This window comes from Streptomyces sp. NPDC056628, from assembly GCF_042792555.1.
Lineage (GTDB): Bacteria > Actinomycetota > Actinomycetes > Streptomycetales > Streptomycetaceae > Streptomyces.
The window spans coordinates 25,909-47,575 of record NZ_JBHTWG010000044.1; the positions used below are offsets into that span (position 1 = coordinate 25,909).

Annotated in this window: 16 protein-coding genes; 9 read left to right on the plus strand and 7 right to left on the minus strand. The window is 72.7% G+C overall.

The window, feature by feature from the left end:
- Positions 1–8: 8 nt before the first annotated feature.
- From ACFRAC_RS32660 to ACFRAC_RS32670, 3 genes are all read right to left on the minus strand, one after another.
- Positions 9–914, minus strand: coding sequence for a universal stress protein (locus ACFRAC_RS32660; RefSeq protein WP_382937148.1), 906 nt, complete (start codon positions 912–914; stop codon positions 9–11).
- Between the two features lie 111 nt (positions 915–1,025).
- Positions 1,026–1,634: a hypothetical protein gene (locus ACFRAC_RS32665; RefSeq protein ID WP_382937150.1), complete on the minus strand. Its 609-nt coding sequence runs from the start codon at positions 1,632–1,634 to the stop codon at positions 1,026–1,028.
- Positions 1,635–2,281: 647 nt separating this feature from the next.
- Entirely contained in the window at positions 2,282–3,208 is a 927-nt protein-coding gene (locus tag ACFRAC_RS32670) for a DUF1918 domain-containing protein (RefSeq protein WP_382937154.1), read from the minus strand.
- A 587-nt stretch (positions 3,209–3,795) separates the two neighbouring features.
- On the opposite strand from ACFRAC_RS32670, the gene ACFRAC_RS32675 reads away from it, so the two are divergent.
- The 7 genes from ACFRAC_RS32675 (at position 3,796) to ACFRAC_RS32705 (ending at position 13,955) form a co-directional block, all read left to right on the plus strand.
- The gene (locus tag ACFRAC_RS32675; RefSeq protein WP_382937156.1) at positions 3,796–4,203 is read left to right on the plus strand and encodes a hypothetical protein; all 408 of its coding nucleotides are present in this window, start codon (positions 3,796–3,798) and stop codon (positions 4,201–4,203) included.
- Between the two features lie 85 nt (positions 4,204–4,288).
- Complete coding sequence (locus ACFRAC_RS32680) at positions 4,289–5,575, plus strand: VanZ family protein (protein WP_382937159.1); 1,287 nt, start codon at positions 4,289–4,291, stop codon at positions 5,573–5,575.
- A 160-nt stretch (positions 5,576–5,735) separates the two neighbouring features.
- Entirely contained in the window at positions 5,736–7,283 is a 1,548-nt protein-coding gene (locus ACFRAC_RS32685; protein ID WP_382937163.1) for a PH domain-containing protein, read from the plus strand.
- 305 nt (positions 7,284–7,588) lie between these two features.
- The gene (locus ACFRAC_RS32690; protein ID WP_382937165.1) at positions 7,589–8,977 is read left to right on the plus strand and encodes a lectin; all 1,389 of its coding nucleotides are present in this window, start codon (positions 7,589–7,591) and stop codon (positions 8,975–8,977) included.
- 68 nt (positions 8,978–9,045) lie between these two features.
- The gene (locus ACFRAC_RS32695; RefSeq protein WP_382937169.1) at positions 9,046–10,371 is read left to right on the plus strand and encodes a ThuA domain-containing protein; all 1,326 of its coding nucleotides are present in this window, start codon (positions 9,046–9,048) and stop codon (positions 10,369–10,371) included.
- 136 nt (positions 10,372–10,507) lie between these two features.
- Positions 10,508–12,373: a Na+/H+ antiporter NhaA gene (locus ACFRAC_RS32700; protein ID WP_382937215.1), complete on the plus strand. Its 1,866-nt coding sequence runs from the start codon at positions 10,508–10,510 to the stop codon at positions 12,371–12,373.
- A 91-nt stretch (positions 12,374–12,464) separates the two neighbouring features.
- Positions 12,465–13,955 carry an esterase gene (locus ACFRAC_RS32705; protein ID WP_382937173.1) on the plus strand — a complete coding sequence of 497 codons (1,491 nt, stop codon included), beginning with the start codon at positions 12,465–12,467 and terminating at the stop codon, positions 13,953–13,955.
- 23 nt (positions 13,956–13,978) lie between these two features.
- Here ACFRAC_RS32705 and ACFRAC_RS32710 read toward each other — a convergent pair whose 3' ends face one another.
- Complete coding sequence (locus ACFRAC_RS32710) at positions 13,979–16,048, minus strand: SpoIIE family protein phosphatase (RefSeq protein WP_382937175.1); 2,070 nt, start codon at positions 16,046–16,048, stop codon at positions 13,979–13,981.
- 305 nt (positions 16,049–16,353) lie between these two features.
- On the opposite strand from ACFRAC_RS32710, the gene ACFRAC_RS32715 reads away from it, so the two are divergent.
- The gene (locus ACFRAC_RS32715) at positions 16,354–17,286 is read left to right on the plus strand and encodes a Rieske 2Fe-2S domain-containing protein (protein ID WP_382937179.1); all 933 of its coding nucleotides are present in this window, start codon (positions 16,354–16,356) and stop codon (positions 17,284–17,286) included.
- A gap of 179 nt (positions 17,287–17,465) precedes the next feature.
- Here ACFRAC_RS32715 and ACFRAC_RS32720 read toward each other — a convergent pair whose 3' ends face one another.
- The 3 genes from ACFRAC_RS32720 to ACFRAC_RS32730 form a co-directional block, all read right to left on the minus strand.
- A complete protein-coding gene (locus ACFRAC_RS32720; protein WP_382937185.1) occupies positions 17,466–19,322 on the minus strand; it encodes a glycoside hydrolase family 76 protein in 1,857 nt (618 codons plus the stop codon).
- Between the two features lie 85 nt (positions 19,323–19,407).
- On the minus strand, positions 19,408–19,794 hold the full coding sequence (locus ACFRAC_RS32725) for an ArsR/SmtB family transcription factor (RefSeq protein WP_382937188.1): 387 nt from the start codon (positions 19,792–19,794) through the stop codon (positions 19,408–19,410).
- Between the two features lie 194 nt (positions 19,795–19,988).
- Positions 19,989–20,363, minus strand: a complete 375-nt coding sequence (locus ACFRAC_RS32730; RefSeq protein ID WP_361349261.1) for a hypothetical protein — start codon at positions 20,361–20,363, stop codon at positions 19,989–19,991.
- A 384-nt stretch (positions 20,364–20,747) separates the two neighbouring features.
- Here ACFRAC_RS32730 and ACFRAC_RS32735 point away from each other — a divergent pair, with 384 nt between their 5' ends.
- On the plus strand, positions 20,748–21,368 hold the full coding sequence (locus tag ACFRAC_RS32735; RefSeq protein ID WP_382937193.1) for an AAA family ATPase: 621 nt from the start codon (positions 20,748–20,750) through the stop codon (positions 21,366–21,368).
- The last annotated feature ends 299 nt before the right edge of the window (positions 21,369–21,667 follow it).

Below are 21,667 nucleotides of genomic sequence, written 5' to 3' on the forward strand. Positions count from 1 at the left end.
TCCGTCCGTCAGTGGTGCGGGACCACGGCGACCGGTGCCACGGCGTGGTGGAGGACGGCGTGGGTCACCGGGCCGATGTGCGCGCCGAACGGGCGGCGGCGGATGCGGCGGCCGACGACCACGAGGGACGCCTCACGGGAGACGTCAACGAGCCGTGCTCCGGGGCTGCCGGCGGGGACTTCCTCGATCACCTCGACGTCGGGGAACTTCTGACGCCAGGGTTCGAGGACATCGGCGAGCAGGACGGCCTGCTGCCGGACGACCTCGTCGTGCAGCTCGATGTCGACGGACAGGCCGTAGACGTAGTACGGCGGGAGGTTCCAGCCGTGGAGGACGCGCAGGCGGGTCCCGCGGCGGGCGGCCTCCTCGAACGCGAACTGGATCAGCGTCCCGTCGGGGCTCGCCGCGTCGAGCCCGAGGACGACGGGCCGGTAGACGGTCTCCGTCGACGGCAGGCCCTCCGCGTCCGGCTCGTGCTCGTCGGCGGTGTGTTCACCGGCCCGGACGAGGACGACGGGATGTTCCGCGCGGGCGACCACCGCGAGTCCGACGGAACCGACCATGAACCCGCCGAGCCCGCTCAGCCCGCGCGAGCCGAGCACCAGCAGTTCGGCGTTCTCCGCCGCGTCCAGCAGGGTGCCGGCGGCGTCGCCCGTGCGTTGCTCGACGGCCAGCTCCATACCGGGGTGGCGCAGCCGGATCGCGTCGGCGGCCTCGCGCGGAACCCGCTCGGTCCAGTGCTGCTGCGTCTCGGCACCGAGGAGCGGGGCCTGGGCCATGGGCTCGGGGACGGGCTCCCAGACATGGACGATCTTCAACGGCAGTCCGCGCAGCCGCGCCTCGCGGGCCGCCCACTCGGTCGCGGACCGGCTCTCGGGCGAACCGTCCAGACCTGCGACAACGGTGCGGACCATGATGCTGCCTCCTGATCGGATCTCTGATCCCAGCGTCGGCCGTGCGGGGCCGCGGGGGCAGGGGCCGCTGGTCCCCCGGCCGGGGCCGACCGGCCCAACGGCCCCCTCCGCTCAGCGCAGCCAGCGGTGACGGCCGACGAACGGCAGCCGGGCCCAGGCGTCGCCGAGCCCCCAGACGGCGCCGGACCCCGCGGCGGCGAGCGCGATCAGGACCACGGCGTACACCACGTGGTAGTCGGCGAAGGGATTGGTCGACATGCTCGGCGACCCGTCGGACAGGTGCCGGGCGGGAGGCCACTCGGCCATCCACATCAGGGCCATCATCACGGCGCCCGCGACGGCGGCGGGCCGCAGTGCGACGCCCAGGACGAGGGCCGTACCGACGCCGAGGAGCCCGAGCATGAACAGCCAGTCCGCCCAGGCGTCACCGGCCCAGGAGTGGAAGGCCGACTCCAGCGGGCCGACGGCGACCGAACCGAGGAAGCCGCGTGTCGGCGAGCCCCCGTCGGTCCAGCCCTTGCCGGACGGGGTGGCGTAGCCGAGGCCGAAGGTCTTGTCGAGGAAGGCCCACAGGAAGACGAAGCCGGTCAGCAGCCGCAGTCCGGCGAGGACGTACGCGCTCGCGGCCGTGGTGCCGGCCGCCTCCTCGGCGGTGGCGGCCACGCGTGCGGCCGGGAAGCGGAAACCGAGGTGCCGGTGTGACGGATCGTGCACTGCCATGATCTTCATCCCCCTCGGGACGGATGCGCCGTTGACGTCCTCCACTGTCGCGGTGGAGACATGACGTGGCGCGGTGCCGAAGGGGGCATCCGAGGGACTGAACGGCCCTATCGGGTCGGCCCGTTGGGCCTGCCGAGGGTGGACATGCCGCGCCCAAAAGCTGACATGACGGAGCGTCAGGCACAGCACGCGGCTCGCAGGGGGTGTCTCGGACCGCCTCGGGAATGACGGCGACGGGGCAGCGTGAAAGGTGCGGCAGGGCGTGGGGCGGTGCGGCCCAGCTGCGGGCCGGGGTGGCCGTGTCCGCGCACGGCGTCCACGACGATCAGGTCGGCGTCCGCCGACTCCTCCGTGAGGACGCGGTGGGGCGGACCCTGGACGGCGCGGCGGTGGACCTCCACGCCGGGGTTCTCCCGGAGGGCCTCGCGCAGTGCGTCGTCCGGGTCGGCCGCCGCCGACTCGGCACCGTCGCGGCCGGGCTCCTCCCGGCGCCCCGCGCCCCCGTGGGCGGGCGTCCGCCAGGCCCGTACGGCGGTCGGCTGCTCACAGGGACCTCTGCCTTCACCGCCGCACCGCGCGGGCGCCCCCGCGACCGAGCGCCGGAGACGGACGTGGGAGCGCGACGCCGCCGGGGCGGGGCCGGTGCCTCAGCGGGCGCCGGCGTCCTGCCGGTCGGCGGGGGTGATACGGCGGCCTGTGAGCCGTGCGGGCCGGAGCATGACCCACAACGCGCGTTCCCCGCCCACCCAGGGCGCGGAGTGGGCGCGCTCGGTGAGCCGGCGGGCGGTGTCCGGGTCCGTGACCGCGCTCGCGGGTCCCACCGCCAGCACGCTCCAGCCCTGGCTCATGGTCTCGTCCACGTGGTCCACCTCGAAGGCGACCTCCTTCCCGACGGCCGCGGCCGCGACGGAGGCCGGTTCCGTCCGGAAGGCGATCATGTCGTCGACGATCTCGTAGTTGACCGGGACGATCGCCGGGCGGCCGTCGGACTCCGTCGCCCCGACACGCCCCACTCCGTGCGTGGACAGCAGGGTGCGGCACTCGTCCGGGTCCAGCTCGCGCACCCCGGGATGGAGCAGGGCGTGGCCCTGGCCGGGCGGCAGGTCCATGCCTCCGCCGCGCAGTGCGGTCGCCGTGGTGCCGAGGACGTCGGCGAGGCGGGTGAGAGTGGCCGCGGTCGGGTCGGCCGGGTGTTCCTCCAGGTAGGCCAGGTAGTCCGGGGACATACGGGCCCGTGCGGCCGTCTCCTCACGGCTGAGCCCGTGCCGGCGGCGCTCGGCGACCAGACGCCGGCCCATGTCGCCGGGGTTGGGGGTCCTCTCCCGTGGCGCGGCAGCGGGCTCGCTCACGGTGGGCTCCGGGCCGGCGGGGGCGTCCGACGCTTCGGGGTAGGGGTGGTGGACGTGCGCGTCGGGGCCGGGGAAGACGAGGGTCACCTCGTCCGTGTCCGACCAGCGCACGTCGTACGGGGGCGTCCCGTCCTCGTGGTGCAGTCCGACGATCTCGCCGTCGCGCCGCGCGGCGCCGGTGGACGGGCTCTCGATGACGAGTTGATCTCCGACGTGCGCTCGCATGGCCGTCGCCCTTCCTCGCGGTGGTGCGCGATGGTGCTGTATCCAACGTCGCACGCACGGCCGGAGCCCGCATGGGTCGACCGGCCCTATAGGGAGCATCCCATCGATCAGGCCGGACTCCCGGTCGGGCGGGGCTCGGCACCTCATCTCGTCCGGTGCCACCGGCTCCCACCGTGCGGTCCGGGCGACATGGGCGAGCAGACCGCGCGGCTTCTCGGCCTCCTCGTCGCGAGGTCGGCCGGGAGGCGCGCGCGACGGCGGGGCTGCGCCGCACCTCGACGAGGCGGGCCCGGCCGGCGTCTGCGTACAGGCTGCGAACTGGACGCCGGTGGACGCGCGGGGCGGGCCGAGGCGAAGTCGTGCACTCACAGGGCAGTGCGGCCCGCAGACGCCGCGGTCGAGCCCGTGCCGGTCAGCCTGCGGACTTCAACTCCGCTACGTGCCAGTCCCGTTGACATCAGCGGTACATCATTGGTCACAGGATCATCACAAGTTACCGGACGGTAGTCTATCAAGATCAAGAACGTGCTGATATTGATCGAAAGCTGCCGCCACAGGCGGCAGCTCTGCAATGAGAGGACCTTGCCATGGTTATCGGCCGCGTCTTGACCACCGCTGCCGTGTCCGTGTCGCTGGCACTTGGAGGCGGCGCCGCCGCCTTCGCCGGCACCGGGGGAACTACCAGCACCACGTTGAGCAACGGCACCCTGTACTTCGAGGCCCAGAACGGCTCAGTCGTCTCTGGCAACTCGAGCGTCTTCTACGGTGCTACGAAGTACAAGAAAACCGGTGGCAGTAAGGTGACCGCCACTTTGAAGATGTCCACGGAACAGGCTGCCTTCTCAAGCCCGCAGAAGTCGGCGTCGGCAGGTCAGACGATTTCGCACTCCTTCGGAGCCAAGTCCATAGCCCGCTACGCCCCGGACTGCGATGCGGTGGGCCTGATGGTTGCGTCCACGGGTCAGTACTACACGCCGCACGTCAGCTTCTGCTGATTCGTCGTGATCTCGTCGGGGAGGGGCACGCTGAGCGGGGCCCTCCCCTGCCCGTGCTCTGTCCTGCCGTGAAAGGGTCGCTCACTTGATCGACGCGTCCATCGAAGCCATTCCTGGCCTGCTTCTCTCATTCGGAGTGCTCGCACTGATCTTGGCGCTGCCTGTGGGGCTGCTCGCTCGAGTACGGCAAAAGCCAGTCACCATACGCTTGCTGTGTGCCGTCAGCGTTGCAGGCGTCTGCGCCGTGACACTCCTGCCGACCGACGGCGGGCCCGTCGGCCAAGGAGCCATCTGCGACGTAAGCTCGCCGTTCCCTCAGTTGTTCCTCTCCTCAAGCGCGCTGCTGAATGTCGCCCTGTTTGCCCCCGCACCCTTCTTCGCCATGCTCGTCTTCCGGCGTCCCTTGACGGTCGTCGCAGTGGCGGTCCTCTCCAGCGGCCTCATCGAACTGATCCAGTCGGAAGGGACGATGGGGCGCGCATGCAGTTCCACCGACCTCGTCGCCAACGCGACGGGAGCACTGATCGGGGCGGCAGGTGGAGTTGTCTTGTTGCGGTCCCGCGGGCAGGAAGCACGATGGGGGAAGAGTGACGTCCTCTGGGGTGGAGGGCTTGCAGCGGTGGGGGCCATGGTCTTGACCGGCGTGTTCCAGACCTCCGTGGAATCGTATGTTCCACTGTCGGAACGCGACGGCGTCAAGACGCAAGCGCGTGCGCTGGAGGGTTCCGACGCCTGGATCACGGAAGCGGCCACGGATGTGTTCGGAGCGAAGACCCCCGTCCGGGAAGTCGTGAGCGAGACGCGAGACGGGCGCTATCTCGTGACGGCATCGACCGATCTCGGTGACATCTCCGGTTGGTGGCCCGAGAAGAAGCTGGTCCAAGCGGCCTTCAAGGACAATCGGGCGGAAGCGGGATCACTGAGCATGGGCCAGGCCGCAGCCGTCGGCACTCGTTTCGCCGAGCGCTGGTTCCCGGAGGAGGTCCGCGGCGCGGAACGGAAGGTCCGCATGAGCGGAGCGGGCGAGACCGCTGTCTACATGTTGAGCTATCGCAGGTACACGGCGGGAGTGATGATGCCCATGCGGCTGAGCATGACGGTGACCTCGGCCGGCCGCATCATGAACTTCAGTGCCCGTGCCGTGAAGGACCCGGACCTGCCCAAGGTCGTTGTCACTGAGGGCGAGGCCGCGCGACTGGCTCACCAGTACTCAGGGCGGACGACGCAAGGTGCGGTGCTGCTCGCGCAACACGTCACTGACCGAGGGTGGCGCCCTGTGTGGATGATCGGCATCGAGAGCAGCGATGTGTTCATCGACGCTGTCACCGGTCGTCGAATTCCGCGGACCAGTCTGGGCACCGAAGCACCGTGACGCCCGGCCAGGCCCATTGTGTTCGCGTCATGAAGCTCGGCCCGACCGACCTGATCCGCCGCCCACCGCGCAGGCGTACCGACCCGGCAACATCGCCGACCCCAACGCTGCCGTGGGCCGGACAAGCGGGTGTGGGCCGGGCGGTGGCACGCTGCGGCGCATGAGCAGCGTGCCTGAAGTGACGTGCCGTACCCGGTCGAGGCGGCTCCCCTGGTTCTTCGTCGGGCTCGGCGCGGCCGGGCTGGTCCTCGCCGTGGCCCGCGTGGCGGGTGCGGGTGTGGTCCCCGACGGGTGGGTCCTCGCAGGATGCGTGCTCGCGTCGCTCGGTGTCGCGGGAGCGTACGGTCTCGTCGTCCGGGTGCACGCCGACGCGAGCGGGCTGTCGTACCGGACGTTGCTGCACCGCCGCAGCGAGCCCTGGGCGGACGTCGCCGATGTGCGGGTGCGGGTGCGGTACGTGCGTCACGGCGAGATCTACCGCGTCCACGTCGTCACCCGCGGCGGACGCACCTGGCGTCTCCCGCTGCCGACGAGCGCGTCCGCCGAGGACCGGCCCGCCTTCGACGCGACCGTGGAGGCGCTGCGCGCGCTGCACCGGCAGCACGGCACACCGGAGTCGGACCATCTCGCCGTGATCTCCAAGGGCACGGCCGGGCGCGGCATCGGGCTCCCTGGCTTCCTGTGCGTCCTGTTCCTCGCGGGTGCCGCGTCGGCCGCGTGGTTCGTCCCGGTGGTGGCGGCGGAGAAGTCGGCGTGGACGTCGGCCGTCCCGTGCGCCGCGGAGACCGCGGGGCGCGACGAGGACTGCCTCACGACCCTGCCGGCCGTGGTCACGCGCACCGAGGTGGCTCAGGGGAAGGGCCGGAGCTGGGTGTACTTCGCCGACGCGCGGCCGGTGGACCGGGTCCCGGTGTCGAAGGAGGGGGCCGGCGGCTTCCGGGCGGGTGACCGCGTCGAACTGACCGTCTGGCGTGGGCAGGTGCGGGAAGTCGTAGGTGAACACCACGTGTGGCGCGAGCACTTCCCCGCCGCCGGAGAGGTCTCCGTGATGGCCGCGCTCTGCGCGCTCGCCGCCGGCTACCCGGGCGCTCTCGTCGTGCTGCGCCTGCGCGCGCGCCGTCGGCCCGCCGACGAAGTCCTGCCGTCGCCGCTCCCGTTCGCCGGTGCCCTCGTCGGTACGGCCGTGTGGTCGCTACCGTACTGCTACGCGCATCCGGCCCTGGTGCCGGGCTCTGCGGGAGGCGTCGCGTGGGCGGGCATCGGATCGGCGGCCACGCTCGCCCTGTTCGTCCGGGCCTGGCGCGCGACGCGCCTCCACGCACCCGGGTCGGATCTCGCGGCGCCGGGGGACGCAGTTGACGAGGACGTCTTCCTGCCCGCCCGGTTCCTGGAGTCCACCGAGTACAACCCGCACGGCTTCGGCACCCACATCGTCCTCGGGGACGGGGCGCCCGCCGTGCTCCCCCACTCGGGTCCGGGCCGGTTCGCGGCGCGGCCGATCCCGGTGGAGCGGCTTGCCCTCAGGACCGTGCGGCGGCCGCGCGGCGGCGACGGCGACACCGTGCCGAGCAACTGGGACATCGCCGAACTGGACGACGAGGGCCGGCTGGTCCGGCTCGCGGCCGCTCCGGCCGACCTGACCCGCATCCTGCGCGCGTTCACCGCCGACGTCGACGCACCCGCGGTCGCCGCCGGTTCGGAGGGGTGAGCCGGCGAGGACTCTTGGGGACACCTCGGACGAACCCCTCCCGGACGCCCCGGAGCACCTCTGCACATTGGACTGGACCAAACCCGGTCCGATGTCTTGACAGGGGTTTTCCGTGGCTCCTTAAATTCACGGTGTGAAGTAACCCTGTTTTCCCCCACCCTCGTTCAGCGGTCGACGACTTCACAGCCCCCACTTCCTGGCTGTCATGAGCATGCTCGCGCCTGAGCGCGCTCGCCTGCCCTCCCGACGCGGTCGTGGACGAGCCGTGAGGCGCTCCGACCGCCGACGACAGAACAGGACACCGAATGGCCTCTCCTTCCCCCCTCCCCAGGCCCGCGAGGCGCGGCGCGGTCGGCACGGCCCTCGCCGCCCTCCTGCTCGCCCCGCTCACCTCCCTCCCCGCGCACGCCGCCGCCCAGGCCACCGGGCAGATCACCGGCCTCGGCGGCAAGTGTCTGGACGTGGCCGGAGCGGCCACCGCCAACGGCACCGCCGTACAGCTCTACGACTGCAACGGCACCGCCGCCCAGCAGTGGAACGTCGGTTCCGACGGCACCATCCGCGCGCTCGGCAAGTGCCTGGACGTCGCGTCCGCCGGCACGGCCGACGGCACCCGGGTCCAGCTGTGGGACTGCAACGGCAGCGCCGCCCAGCGCTGGAACGTGACCACCGCCCGCGACATCGTCAATCCGCAGGCGAACAAGTGCCTCGACGCGAAAGGCGCGAGCTCCGCCAACGGGACCCCGGTGCAGATCTGGAGCTGCACCGGCGCCGCACAGCAGAAGTGGACCGCTCCCGGAGCCGACACCCCGGCACCCGGGCCGGGCACGATGGCCGTCGCCCCGTACCTCTACAACGGCTGGGGCGACCCGCCGAACCCCACCACCGTGATGAACGCGACCGGCGTCAAGTGGTTCACCCTCGCGTTCGTCCTCAGCAACGGCTACTGCAACCCGCAGTGGGACGGCGGCCGTCCGCTGACGGGCGGCGTCGACCAGCAGACGATCAACGCGGTGCGCGGCGCCGGCGGCGACGTCATCCCGTCCTTCGGCGGCTGGAGCGGCAACAAGTTGGAGAGCTCCTGCGCCAGCGCGGGCGAACTCGCCGCCGCCTACCAGAAGGTCATCGACGCCTACCGGCTCAAGGCCATCGACATCGACATCGAGGCGGCCGCCTACGACAGCCCGACCGTGCAGCAGCGCACGGTCGACGCCCTGAAGACCGTCAAGGCGAACAACCCCGGCATCAAGGTGTACGTCACCTTCGGCACCGGCCAGAACGGGCCCGACGGCAGCCTGATCGGCAAGGCCGCCGCGTCCGGGCTGACCGTGGACAGCTGGACCATCATGCCGTTCAACTTCGGCGGCGCCGGCCAAAACATGGGGCAGCTCACCGTCCGCGCGGCCGAGGGCCTCAAGACAGCTGTGAAGAACGCGTACGGCTACAGCGACGACCAGGCGTACCGGCACACCGGCATCTCCTCCATGAACGGCATCACGGACAACGACGAGACGGTGACCGTCGCCGACTTCCGGACGATCCTCGCCTACGCACAGCAACGGCACCTGGCGCGGCTGACGTTCTGGTCCGTCAACCGGGACCGGCCGTGCACCGGCGGCGGCGCGGACAGCTGCTCCGGGGTGGCCCAGCAGCCCTGGGAGTTCACCCGCGTCCTCGCCCAGTACACCGGCTGACCGTGCGGCCCACCCCTCCTCTCCCCCACTCCCCGACTCGCGCCGCCCCGGCGGCAGGAGGAGCAGACATGCCCCGACCCACCCGGCCGGCCCGGCCCCGACGTCGCCGTACCGTCCCCTGGCGGCACCTCGCCGCCCGCCTGCTGGCCCTGCCGGCCCTCGTCTGGGGGCTCACCGCCCCGGCGGGCGCCGCGTCCGCCGCCCCGCAGGCGGCCCCCTTCAAGGTCATCGCCTTCTACAACGGCACCTGGGACGCCGCGCACATCGACTTCGTCAAGGAGGCCAACCAGTGGTTCCCGCAGGCGGGGGCCGAGAACGGCTTCACCTACCGGGCGACCACCGACTGGAACCTGCTCGCGAACGGCGGGGTGAACGAGTACCAGGTCGTCCTGTTCCTCGACGACGCGCCGCAGACGGCGGCCCAGCGCTCCGGGTTCGAACGGTACGTGCGCGGCGGCGGGGGCTGGATGGGCTTCCACGTCTCGGCGTTCACCACGGACGCGGGCTCCTGGCCGTGGTTCTACAACTCCTTCCTCGGCAGCGGGAACTTCAGGTCGAACACCTGGGGACCCACCACGGCGGTGCTGCGCACCGAGGACCGCACGCATCCCGCGACCACCGGTCTGCCCGCCACGTTCACCTCGGCCGTCAGTGAGTGGTACAGCTGGTCCAACGATCTGCGCGCCAACCCGGACATCAAGATCCTGGCCTCCGTCGACCCCAGCAGCTTCCCGCTGGGCACCGACCCGAACCAGTCCTGGTACAGCGGCTACTACCCGATCCTGTGGACCAACACCCAGTACCGGATGCTGTACGCGAACTTCGGGCACAACGCGATGAACTACGACACCGACACCCGCCTGTCGTCGACGTTCGCCAGCGCCACCCAGAACCGCTTCCTCCTCGACGGCCTGAAGTGGCTCGCCCGGGCCGCCGACGGCCCGGCGCCCACCGATCCCATCTCGCCGACGGCGTGGTACAGCCTGAGCGACAAGGCCTCCGGGACGTGCGTCGACGCCCGGGCGGCCGCCACGGCCAACGGCACGCCCGTCCAGCAGTACACCTGCAACGGGACCCTCGCCCAGCAGTTCCAGTTCCGGCCCACCGACGGCGGACACGCGCGCATCGCGATCCGCGGCAACCCGAACCAGGTCGTCGACGTCACCGGCGTCTCCACCGCCGACAACGCGCCTGTCCAGCTGTGGGCGTACGGCGGAGGCGGCAACCAGCAGTGGCTGCCGGTACGCGAAGGGGACGGCGCCTACCACTTCACCGCCCGGCACAGCGGCAAGTGCCTGAGCACGTCCGGCGGAGCGGCGAACGGTGTGCAGCTGGTGCAGCGGCCGTGCGACGGTTCGGCCGCCCAGAGCTTCCGGCTCACCGCCCAGCCCTGACCGCCGGCCGCGACGGCCGTCCGGGTGAGCGTCGCCGGGCCGCACGGGACCGGGGCAAGCCGTCCCCGTACCCGGGCGGTCCGGCGGCGATAATCGGCCGGTGAGCGGCTACGAGTCCAGTGATGCCAGCGAGACGATGTCCAGCCAGACCCCGGCGCGCTGGCGGACGTTCGTGCAGACCGAGACGGGCAGCGCCGCCCTGCTGCTCGCGGCCGTCGTGGTGGCCCTGCTGTGGGCCAACGTGGACGCGCACTCCTACGAGGCGGTGTGGGGGGCGACCTTCACCATCGGATTCGACACCTACCACCTCGCGCTCCCCCTGCACGAGTGGATCAACGCCGGGCTGATGAGCCTGTTCTTCTTCGTCGTCGGCCTGGAGGCGCGCCGCGAGTTCGACATGGGCGACCTGCGGGACCGGCGCTGGGTGCTGCTCTGCGTGGTGGCCGGGCTCGGCAGCATGGTCGTGCCCGCGGCGATCTACGTAGCGATCAACGCCGGCCATGACACGGTGCACGGCTGGGGCACGGCGATGTCGACGGACACGGCCTTCGCCCTGGGCATCCTCGCGGTGTTCGGCCGCCGGCTGCCGGCCGCACTGCGCGCCTTCATGCTGTCGATCTCCGTGGTGGACGATCTGGTCGCCCTGGTGGTGATCGCCGTCTTCTACAGCAAGGGCATCCACGTGCCCGCGCTGCTGGTGGCGTTCGGCGGTCTGCTGGCCATCGAGGTGCTGCGCCTGGCGGGCATCCGCAAAGGCAGCTACTGCGCCCTGCTGTCCCTGCTCGTCTGGATCGCCCTGTACGAGGCGGGCGTCGATCCCGTGGTCACCGGGCTGGCCGTGGGAGCCCTGGTGGTCGCCTACCCGGCGCCGCGCAGCGACCTGGAGCGGGCGAGCCGGCTGTTCCGTTCCTTCCGCGAGCAGCCCACGCCGGAGCTGCAGCGCGACGCCGTGAAGGGGCTCGCCGCCGCGATCTCCCCCAACGAGCGGCTGGAACAGAAGTTCCTGCCCTGGGTGAGCTACGGCATCGTGCCGCTGTTCGCCCTGGCCAACGCGGGCATCGAACTCAGTGGCGCCAAGCTCGCCGACGCGTTCACCTCGCCGGTCACCCTGGGCATCGTGGTGGGCTGCGCGGCGGGCAAACTGATCGGGATCGTCGGCTCCATGGCGGGCGCGCGGCTGCTGACGGCCGGACGTCTGCGCCCCAACGTGGGCTGGGGTTCGGTCACCGTGGGCGGGGCCGTCGCCGGGGCCGCCTTCACCGTCTCCCTGCTGATCGCGGCCATCGCGTTCGAGGGCGAGGAGCTGGAGCAGGCCCGGATCGGCATCCTCACCTCCCTGCTGGTGGCCTTCGCGCTGACCTGGCTGGTCGCCGGGGCGATCGCACTGCTGCCGGAGGACCTCCGGGCGCGTGCGCTGCTGGGCACGTCCGAGACGCAGGTGGATCTGGCGGTGCCCGTCGACCCCCAGCACGACCGGGTGCGCGGGCCTGCGGACGCGGCCGTGACCGTGGTGGAGTACGGCGACTACGAGTGCCCCTACTGCGGTCAGGCCGAGCAGGTGGTGCGCGAGCTGCTGGGCGCCGACTCCGACGTCCGCTACGTGTGGCGGCATCTGCCGCTGCCGGACGTGCACCCCGACGCCGAGCTGGCGGCGGAGGCCGCGGAGGCAGCCGCGCGGCAGGGCAAGTTCTGGGAGATGCACGATCTGCTGCTGACGCATCAGGACGCGCTCACCGGACGGGACCTGCTGAACTACGCGCGGGAGCTGGGTCTGGACGTGGCGCACTTCCGCGACGACATCGAACGGGAACGGGGGGCGCGGCGGATCGCGGAGGACGTGGACTCGGCGGACCTGAGCGGAGTGTCGGGCACCCCGACCTTCTTCATCAACGGCCTGCGCCACCAGGGCGCCTACGACATCGAGGCGCTGACCCGGGCGGTCGAACAGGCGCGGCAGCGCACCCTGGCCACGCGGACCGGTGGCCGCGAACCGCGGGGCTGAACCCCGTCCCCCTCGGCTACAACTCTCACAGCCTCTCGCGGGTCCAACCCCCCGCACAGGCCACACAGGTGCGAGTCCAGGGGAAGACACCATGACGCACAGGAACCCGGCGGCCGTCGCCGCCGCCTCCTTCCTGCTCCTGACGGGCGCGGTGATCACCGCGGCGCCGGGCGCACACGCGGGCACGCCCGGCGGGACGCGCGCCGTCGACCGCGGCAGCGACTTCGACGGCGACGGGTACGCCGACGTCCTCATCGGGGCGCCGACCGGGACCGACGGCGGCTGCGGGAACGCCGGCTACGTCACCGTCCAGTACGGCGGGCCGCGTGGCATCGGCACGGCCGGCGGAGCACGCGAGGCACGCACCGCGGTCTTCGGGCAGAACACACCCGGTGTGCCCGGCGGCGCCGAGTCCGGTGACGGCTTCGGCGCGGCCGTGGCCGGCAGGGACCTGAACGCCGACGGCTACGACGACGCGATCGTGACCGCACCCGGCGAGGACGTCGGCGATGTCAAGGACGCGGGCCGGGCGACCGTCCTGTTCGGCTCGCGCACCGGGCTCAGGGCGTCGGGCGGCGTCGCCTTCGGGGCGGCCACGCCCCGTGCGGACGCCGGGTTCGGGCTCGCGGTGGCCGCCGCGCGGCTGAGCGGCGCCACACCCGGCGACATGCTCGCCGTCGCCGACCGGCAGGGCGCGCACCTGTTCACCCACGCCGCCGGCGCGCTGCGCCCGGCGGGCCGCCTCGACACGGTCGGCGCGCCGGGCGACGAGAGGATCCAGCCGGCGTCGCTGACCACCGGCGACTACGACGACGACGGCTACGCCGACCTGATCGTCGCCGGCCGCAGCCTGGAGGAGGACGGCACGGGACGCTCGGCCGTCTACCGCGGCGGGGCCGGCGGCCCCACCTACGTCCGCGACCTGCCCGGCGGCCCGGCGACGGCCTCCGGGGACATCGACCACGACGGGTACGACGACCTGGTCGCGGGGCGGCCGGACCGGCTGGAGGACGAGTACGAGCCGCTCACCGGCGGCACCGTCCTCGTGTACCTGGGCGGTCCGCAGGGCTTCGCCGACGCCGACCTGTACGGCACGCCCGACCAGGTGTGGGCCCAGTACACGCCCGGGGTGCCGGGCACCGCCGAACTCGGCGACGCCTTCGGCTACGACGTGTCGCTGGGCGACGCCGACGGGGACGGCTTCGCGGACCTCGCCGTCGGGGTGCCCGGCGAGGACGTCGGCACCGTACGGGACGCGGGCACGGTCGTGGTCCTGCGCGGCTCGGCCCGCGGGCTGACCGCGACCGGTGCGGTCTCCTTCACCCAGAACACCGCGCACGTGCCCGGAACGGTGGAGAAGGGCGACCGCTTCGGCGCGCAGGTCCGGTTCGCGGACACCGACCGTGACGGCCGCGCCGGACTGCTGGCCACGGCGCCCGGCGAGAACAGCGCCGACGGGGCGGCCTGGCACGTCCCCGGGTCGGCCGCCGGGCCGGTCACGCGGGGGTCGTGGTCGTACGGTCCGCGTTCCCTGGCGGCGCCGCCCGCCGACGCGCGGTTCGGGACCGCCGTCGACGAGTGAGCGGTGGGCCCGTCACGCCGCCTTCAGCGGGTGGCCTGGGCGATGAGGAGGGCCACGTCGTCGTGGTCGGAGGGCTTGCGGAGCGAGCGCAGGAGCCGGTCGCACCGGTCCTCCGGGCTGCGGGGCGGGCCCTCCAGCAGGCGCTGCAGATGGGCCAGCCGCTCGTCGATGGGATCGTCGCGGGTCTCGACCAGCCCGTCGGTGTAGAGCACGAGCTGGTCGCCGGGCTCGAGGGCGACGGTGGTGGTCTCGAAGGAGCCCCCGCCCACCCCGAGCGGGGTGCCCGAGGGCAGGTCGAGAAGTCTCGGCGGGCCCCCGTCCGGCACCAGCACGGGCGGCAGATGCCCGGCGGACGCGATGTGCAGGAGGTGCAGATACGGGTCGTACACGGCGTACACGCAGGTGGCGAAGAAGGGGTCCAGGTCCTGGGTGATCCTGTCGAGGTGGGTGAGGATGCGGGCCGGGTCGAGGTCGAGGTCCGCCAGCGTGGACGTCGCGGTGCGCAGCCGGCCCATGGCGGTGGCGGCCGGGATGCCGCTGCCCATCACGTCGCCGACGGCGAGGGCCGTACGGTCGCCGTCGAGGGGGATGATGTCGTACCAGTCGCCGCCGACCTCGCTGAACGCCTGCGCGGGCCGGTAGCGGGCGGCGATCTCCAGGCCGGGGTGGCGCGGTGAGAGCTGCGGCAGCAGGCTGCGCTGGAGGGTCTCGGCGGCGCTGCGGATGTGCTGGTGCAGGATCGCGTTGTCGATGCTGAGCGCGGCGGCCGAGGCCAGCTCGCAGGCGAGGGTGAGGTCGTCGTCGTCGAAGGGCCGGGGGTTGCGGGCCCGGGTCAGGCCCATGACGCCGATGACCTCGTCGCGGGCGATCAGCGGAACCGCGATGTCGGTGTGCACACCGGCCTGGGCGAGCACCCGCGCGGCCTCGTCGTCGGCCGCGACCCGGATGAGGTCGGCTCCGTCCAGGTGGGCGATCAGCTGGGGTTCCCGGGTGCGGAAGCAGCGCGCGGCCGGATGGTCGGCGTGGTAGGTCGTGAGGTGGCCGGGCTGGATGATCGCCTCGGAGGCGTCGGTCGGATAGGCGGTCTTGACCGCCAGGGCGCGGAACAGCGGGAGCCCGTCGCCGGTGTCGGGGCGTCCCGACTGGAGCAGGGAGTCGACGATGTCGACGGCGATCATGTCGGCGAGGCCGGGGACGAGGACGTCGGCGAGTTCCTGCGCGGTCCGCTCGACCTCCAGGGTGGTGCCGATTCGGGCCGTGCCCTCGGCCATCATGCGCAGGCGCTGCTGCGCCCGCTCGGCCGCCCGCGCCGACTCGTAGCGGTCGGTGACGTCGACGATGACGTTGGCGATGCCCAGGACCTGCCCGGCGTGGTCCTCCAGGCGGTACAGGGAGACGGCCCAGGCGTGGTCGCTGTCCGGGTGGGCCCGGGTGCGTCCGACCACCTGGCGGTCGACCACGGGCCGGCCGGTCTCCAGGACCTCGCGCATCTGCGCCTCGGCGGCCGCGAACGGCTCGCCGGGCAGGATCTCGCGGTAGGCGCGGCCCATGTGGTCTGCCTCGAGGACGCCGTGCATCGCCGCCAGGGCGGGATTGACGGCCACGTAGCGCAGTTCGGTGTCGAGAACCGCGAGCCCGATGGGTGCCTGGGTGACGAGCTGGCTGGACAGGGCGACCTTGCGCTCCACGTGGCGCAGAGTCGCCCGGTCCGTGGCGAGTCCCAGCGCGTAGTGGTCGCCGAGGCTGTCCGTCAGCCGCATGTTGCGGAACTCCACCAGGCGGATGCCGCCGTCCTTGTGCCGGACGGGAAAGACGCCCGCCCAGTCCTCACCGCTCTCCATGACCGTGGCGAACAGCCTGAGGGCCTCGGCGCGGTGCTCCGGGTCGATGAGCAGCGGGGCCGCGAACTGTCCGACCGCCTCCGCCCTGCTGTAACCGAACAGCGCCTCGGCCTGGGGGCTCCACATGTCGATCCGGCCGTCGGCCTCGAGCAGCACCGCGGCGACGCCGAGCAGGTCCATGAGTCCGCTGGCGCCGGAGGCGGCCTCCTGCGGAAAACCCGGCTGCGCCGGACGCTGATTCGCTCGGCCCATCACACTCGCCCCTCTTCCCGTCCCACCCGCGTACCGCTGTCCGCACCCCGCCGATGACGGCGTTCCCACAGGTCGGCGACCCGTTCACGATGCGGCAAGGGACGTACGACGGCCAGGGGACGCGCCGGGACCGCCGCGCGCCGTCCGTCCTCCCGGCGGTCCGGCACGCGGTACACGACCCACATCATGATCACCCGTCGTCGCGGTCAGCGCGCCACTTCTGAGCCCATGGTCCGCCCGACGGCCGCGCGGGGGACGGTCGACCGCCCGTTTGCCTCGTCGCGCGGGTGGGGACCCGGGCCGGCATGAGCGAATCGCCACGCCGTCCACCGGGACGGAACCGCGTCGTGTCGTTGCTGGACCGCCTGGAGCGCGAGCCCGCGGCCGACAAAGTCATCGAGGTGCTGCGCTCGGGGGTGCGGGCCCTGCCCCTGGGGCGCGGCCGGGATGTGCTGCACGGCCGGTGGCTGGGGCATCCGCTGCATCCGCTGATGGTGCAGGTGCCCATCGGCAGCTGGATGTCGGCGGCGGTCCTGGACCTGCGCCCCGGCCGCTCGCGCGAGTCCCGGCTGCTGGTCGGGCTCGGGCTGGTGGCCGCGGCGCCCGCAGCTCTCGCCGGCTGGGTCGACTGGGCCGAGCTGCACCGGCAGCAGCAGCGCGTGGGGCTGGCCCACGCCCTCTCCAACATCGCCGCCGTCGGCCTGTACGCCACCTCGTTGGGCTGCCGTGTCCGGGGGCGCGAGGCGGCGGGCCGGGCCTACGGCTTCCTCGGCCTGACGGCGGTCGGGGTCGGGGGCATGCTGGGCGGCCATCTGGCCTACCGGCAGGCGTCCGGCGCCAACCACGCGGAGGAGGTGCCGCACGTCGTCACCGAGGGCTGGCACCGGGTAGGGGCCGTCGCCGACTTCCCGGCCGGGGAGCCGGTCCGGCGCAGCGTCGACGACGTGCCGGTGCTCGTCGTGCGGGAGCCCGGCGGGCAGGTCCACGCGCTGGCCGAGCGGTGCAGCCATCTCGCCGGGCCGCTGGCCGAGGGCACGGTCGCCGACGGTTGTGTGCGGTGCCCCTGGCACGGCAGTGTGTTCCGGCTCTCGGACGGCTGGAATGTGAGCGGTCCCGCCACCGCCCCGCAGCCCTCCTTCGAGACCCGGATCATCGACGGGTACGTCGAGGTGCGGCTGCGCCACCAGGACGGCGGGCGACCCGCCCGCAAGCGGATCACCCACACCGCGCGTCCCTAGGGGGTGCCAGCCGCCCTCGCCCCTCCTCTTGCGGGACCGTGTTCCCCGGTGCGGTCCACGAGTGCGGCCACCGGGCCGGCGGCCAAGTTCGCCGCGCCGGACTCCCCTGCGGGTCGAGGGCGGCGGCCGGCGTCTCCTCGGCCGCGCGTTCCTCGGCGAGCCGGCCCCTCACGACCGTTTCACCCTCTGGGCTCCACCGCGGTGAGGGCCTCCAGGGCGCTGGCCTGGGTCCGCCAGTCCGCCGGGTTGGGGGCGGTGCCGGCCCAGCGCTGGCCCAGCCGGTTGAGGGAGTCCCGGTCCCGGTCCCAGACGGAGTCGGCCTGGCGGGCGAGGTAGGCGCGGTAGGCGGCCGAGCCGGTGGCGTCGGCGAGGTCGGCCAGCTGGCGGACGAAGATCCCCTTGAACTGCTTCTGGTTGTCGTCGCAGGACGCGGGGCCGATGTCGCAGGACTCGGTCAGGACGCCGTCGCGGGTCAGGAGCGGGGAGGAGACGGCCGCGTCGGCGAGGCGCCGGGCGATGTCGAGGTACCGGCTCTCACCGGTGGTGCGCCACAGCTGGGTGAAGGCGCCGATGGCCAGCCCCTGGTTGTAGCTCCACACGGTCTGGCCGTTGTTGGCGCAGCCCGCCGTCAGACCGTCGTTGACCAGTCCGGCCGCGTTGATCAGGCCGCTGCCCAGGTACCAGTCCGCGGCCGCCGCGGACCGGCCGCCCCAGACGGTGTCGCCGGGCAGCCTCTGGTGCAGGGCGGTCGTCAGCCACAGGTACAGCCCGTTGGTGACGGCGTTCTTGTAGGTGCGCTCCCGGTCCCACCACACACCGCCGCCGCAGGTGCGCGGGTCCCAGTAGGCGTGGACATAGGAGGTGATGGTGACGGCCTCGTCCAGGTAGCGCCGCTCACGGGTGAGGTCGTACGCGGTCAGCCAGGCCACCGCCCACCAGGCGGCGTCGTCGATCGCACGGCTGATGAAGTGCCCTTCGACGGGGTCGGAGCCGCGCGCGCCGGCCGGGAAGACGCCCTTGTTCTGTTCGAAGGTGCGGGCGATCGCCCAGTCGTAGTCGTGCCGGCCGGTGCGGCGCGCGAACTCGGCCACCGTGGTGAGGGCGACCGCCGAGTTCCACCAACTGCTCCGCCACCAGCCCTCGTCGGTCCGGTACGACGCCATCAGCGCGTCCGCCGCGGCCCGCGCCCGGGTCGGGGCGGGCCGCGCCCACGCCGTGCAGCTGCCCTCCTGGTGGTCGGCCGCCCGCCCGCAGGCCCGCACCGCGCCGCCGTACAGCAGGCCGCGCGGATCACGGGTGGCGACCATGACGGTGCGCGTGGCGGACGCGCCCGCCGGTACGGCCGTACGGCCGAGGGAGGAGCCCTCGGGCCACGTCGCGCCGCCGTCCCAGGAGCGGTCCAGCCAGACCTCGTCGCCGGCGCCGCCCCGCGCGATCGTGGCCCAGGCCGTACCGCGCGCCTGGTCCACGTGCAGGTCGATGGTCCGCCCGGACAGGGTGGCCGCCGGCACCGGCCGGTCGTCGCCGGTCGCCCCGGTGGGGTCGTCGCCGTCGCAGGAGGCGCCGTCGCACACGGTCGGGTACGCCCAGTCGGTGCAGGTGACGGCCGCCGCGTCGCCGCAGGCGCGGATCCAGCCGCGCCGGTGGGCGACCGGATCGGTCAGGTTGTACATGAGGGTGCGCGTACCGGTCCAGGTCGCCGGCACGGTCGCCTTGCCGAGCAGGGGCTCCCAGGTGGCGCCGCGGTCCCAGGAGCGGTCCAGCCACACGGCGTCGCCCGTGACGGCCCGGTCGATGCTCGCCCAGGCCATGGAGTCCGGGTCGGAGACGTGCAGCCGCAGCAGGCGCCCGTTGATGACGCGGTCGGCGACCGGGAAGGTGTCCTGCCGGGCCTTCGAGGGGTCGAGGGTGTCGCAGGCCAGGGCGCACACCGGTGCCGGGGCGGCGTGCGCAGGGGCGGGCAGGGCCGCGAGGCCGGCAGCGGCGATCGCCAGGGCCACCAGCGCGCCGGTCGCACGGCGCATACGTGTCGGCATGACGTTCGGCTCCTGTTCCCCGCACCACCGGAACACCGTCATGTCCACGACAGCACCGCGCGGCCCCCTTGTCCAGAGGCCCTCGTCAGCGCGCGCCGTCTCCGCCGGGCTGCCGGACGGCCGCGGCCACCGGCGGCGCGGTGCCGCCGGACTGCTGCAGCTCCGCGAGGAGCTCGTTCCGTCCGGCCAGCAGATCCGTGAGGATGCGCCGGGCGGCCCGGAGCAGTTCGGCCACGTCACCGCCGGCGAGCGCGTAGCTGACGGTCGAGCCCTCCCGGATGGAGACCACGATGCCCGCGCGCCGCAGGACCGCCAGCTGCTGCGAGAGGCTGGACGGCTCGATCTCGATGTCCGCGAGCAGGTCACGGACCTGGACCGGTCCGTGCTGCAGCAGTTCCAGCACCCTGATGCGCGCCGGGTGCCCGAGCATGCGGAAGAACTCCGCCTTGGCTTGATAGAGGGGAACTTGCATCACGCTCTTCCTGCCGGTCCGTAGGTGCGTCTTCCCATGACGCGACGAGCCCGGGGGCCCGGTCGCGCCATGGGGGTCCCGCTCATCCTGCTGGGCCCGGGCGGCCGGCGTTCACGAAGTGCGACCCTCTCCATGTGATGACTTGAAGAAGTCTTCAACTCGTGGGCGCACGGTGGCCCGGAGCGGTCGCGGGCTCAGACCTCGAGCTGTTCCTCGAGCCGCTTGAGCTGGTGGCGGGCCATGGCGAGGTTGGAGCGGGCCTTGTCCAGGACGAGGTACAGGAACAGTCCGTTGCCGCCGCGGCCGGCGACCAGCCGGATGACGTGGTACTGGTCGTTCAGCGTGATCAGGATGTCCTCCACCGCACCCCCGAGGCCGAGGTGCTCCATGGTCCGCACCTTGGCACGGATGACGTCCGTGTTCCCCGCGGCGGCGACGGTCAGGTCCAGATCCTTTCCCCCGCCCAGGGTGCCGAGGGCCATGCCGCTGGTGTAGTCGACCACCGCCGCGCCCAGCGCCCCCTCGATCCCCGCCGTCATCTCCTTCAGCGTCACTTCCACGTTCGCCATCGGCGCCTCCCCTTGTCGGTGCTCTGGCGGGCGCCGGTTCCGGGCCCGCGATCGGCACCGTAGGACGGCCCGAGGGGGCCGGGAGGCGGCCTGCGCGGGAACGACACCGGCTGATCGGAAGATATGAGGAACGGATCGCTCGACGATCACGGCTGACAGACCGGTGCCGCCTCGCCGCAGGCCGGGTCAGCCGTCAGCCGTCAGCCGTACACGGCCACGCGGTGGAACTCCTCCCACGCGGCGTCGACCGGGTGGGGTCGCGGCACGCCCGAGGCGTCGAGCCGGCCCCTCGCGCGAGCGCGCGTCGGTAGCGTGAACAGGATCCGGGAGCGGGTTCGTGGGCGACATACTGGCCGCCGTGACGACTTACGAGACCAGGACGCGATGAGCACACCGACCCTGGTCGTCGTGAGCGGCGGCCCCGGCACAGGGAAGACCACGCTCGCCCACGAGCTCGCCACTGTCCTCGGATGCCCCGCGATCATCCGCGACGAGATCAAACAGGGCATGGTCATGTCCCACCCCGGCTACCGGAGCGGCGGCGACGATCCCCTCAACCACCCGACCCTGGACGCCTTCTTCGGGGTACTGAAGGTCCTCCTGAAGGCCGGCGTCACCTCGGTCGCCGAAGCGGCCTTCCAGGACCGGCTGTGGCGGCCGAACCTCGAGCCGCTCACCTGCCTCGCACATCTCCGCGTCATCCGCTGCACCACCGACGCCGGCATTGCTCACGACCGCATCATCCGGCGCGCCAAGGAAAACGCCCACCGGGCCGCCCACGGCGACCAGGACCTGCTCGACTCCATCGCCGCCGGAGAACACTCTCTCGACTCCTTCGTCCCGGTCTCCTTGGACGTCCCCACCCTGACCGTGGACACCTCACACGGCTACCAGCCGGCTTTGCCGGACATCGCAGCCTTCGCCCGCGCATCCGTCCACGACGGTGCGTCGTCACCCGAACGCGTGACGGAAAGCCAACCTGACGGCCATATCGCCGACGGTTAGAAAACCCGCTGGTCAGACCCCATGCAGCCGCGCGACATCGCGCCCGGGATCTGACCAACCGACAAGCTCACGCACAGAGGCCGGCGCCCCTGAGGGGCGCCGGCCAGCACGCGCTCCAGCTGGGTGCGGAGGTCGTCGGCGCGGTGGTCGGGCGGCATGCGGGCGAGCGTATGCCGCGGAGTGTACGGACGTACATTCCTGCTCAGGGGGTGCGTCCAGTGGGACGCACGGGGCGGGCGGGTCTGCCGGTGCGGGGGATATGTCGGGCGCAGCCGGGTACTCGGCGGCGGATCTCACGG